3 protein-coding genes are annotated in these 1,102 nt (G+C 68.5%); all 3 read left to right on the top strand.

Annotated elements, in window-relative coordinates; translation table 11 throughout:
* A partial coding sequence (locus tag G5C62_RS27225; RefSeq protein ID WP_277424829.1) for an acyl-CoA dehydrogenase family protein occupies positions 1–379 on the top strand: 379 nt, incomplete at its 5' end.
* Positions 380–418: 39 nt separating this feature from the next.
* Entirely contained in the window at positions 419–664 is a 246-nt protein-coding gene (locus G5C62_RS27220; protein ID WP_164703441.1) for a type II toxin-antitoxin system Phd/YefM family antitoxin, read from the top strand.
* Positions 661–912, top strand: coding sequence for a Txe/YoeB family addiction module toxin (locus G5C62_RS27215; RefSeq protein WP_164703440.1), 252 nt, complete (start codon positions 661–663; stop codon positions 910–912). The genes G5C62_RS27220 and G5C62_RS27215 overlap by 4 nt, the downstream gene beginning before the upstream one ends.
* The last annotated feature ends 190 nt before the right edge of the window (positions 913–1,102 follow it).

The raw sequence follows: 1,102 nt of genomic DNA, 5'->3' as shown, positions 1-1,102 counted from the left end.
GGGGTGCGTCGACGAGTCGGTCAAGTACGCCGGGGAGCGGGAGGCGTTCGGGCAGCCGATCGGCCGCAACCAGGCGGTGCAGTTCATGATCGCCGACATGGAGGTGCGGGCCTCGACCGCGCGGCTGGCCTACTACCGGGCGGCGGAGAAGATGCTGCGCGGCGAGCCGTTCAAGCGGGAGGCCTCGATCGCCAAGCTGTACAGCTCGGAGATGGCGATGGAGAACGCCCGCTACGCCACCCAGGTGCACGGCGGGTACGGGTTCATGACCGAGTTCCCGGTCGGCCGGTTCTACCGCGACGCCAAGATCCTGGAGATCGGCGAGGGGACGAGCGAGGTGCAGCGGATGCTCATCGCCCGCTCCCTCGGCCTCGGCTGACTGGTACAGTTTCTCGTACCACTTGCCGATGGAGGTCCGGTGTCCATCACTGCCAGCGACGCGCGCCAGCGGCTGTTCCCGTTGATCGAAGAGGTCAACGCGGATCAGATCGCGGTCGAGATCGTGTCCAAGAAGGGGACGGCGTTCCTCGTCTCCGAGGACGAGTACCACTCACTGAAGGAGACGGTGCACCTGCTCCAGTCCCCGAAGAACGCACAGCGGCTCCGCGAGAGCCTTGCTGAGGCGGCCACCGGCGGAGCGGAGCCGCACGAGCTCATCCCGTGAGGATCGTCTTCACCACGCACGGGTGGGAGGACTACACGAGTTGGGCGGGAGATCGGAAGGTGCTGCTCCGCATCAACCGGCTCCTCGACGAGGCCGTACGCGATCCCGGTGCCGGAGCGGGCAAGCCAGAACGGCTGCGGGGGGACCTCTCCGGTTGCTGGTCTCGCCGGATCGACCAGGAGCACCGGCTCGTCTACACCGTTCGGGGCGACGACCTCGTCGTCCTCCAAGTTCGCTACCACTACTGAGCAGGTGGGTGGTCGTGGGAGCCGCGCCCACCCACCTGCTCGGCTCAGCCGACGGGCGCCGGGCGGCGGCCGCGCTGCACGACCAGCACCCCGACCACCGCCACCACGACGCCGATCACCGGCGGGATGCCCCAGCCGGCCTCGTTGCTCGCCCAGGCAGCGATCGAGGCCACCACGTAGACGCCGATGT

This window comes from Modestobacter sp. KNN46-3, from assembly GCF_011039295.1.
This window is presented reverse-complemented; position numbering and strand designations above follow the sequence as displayed.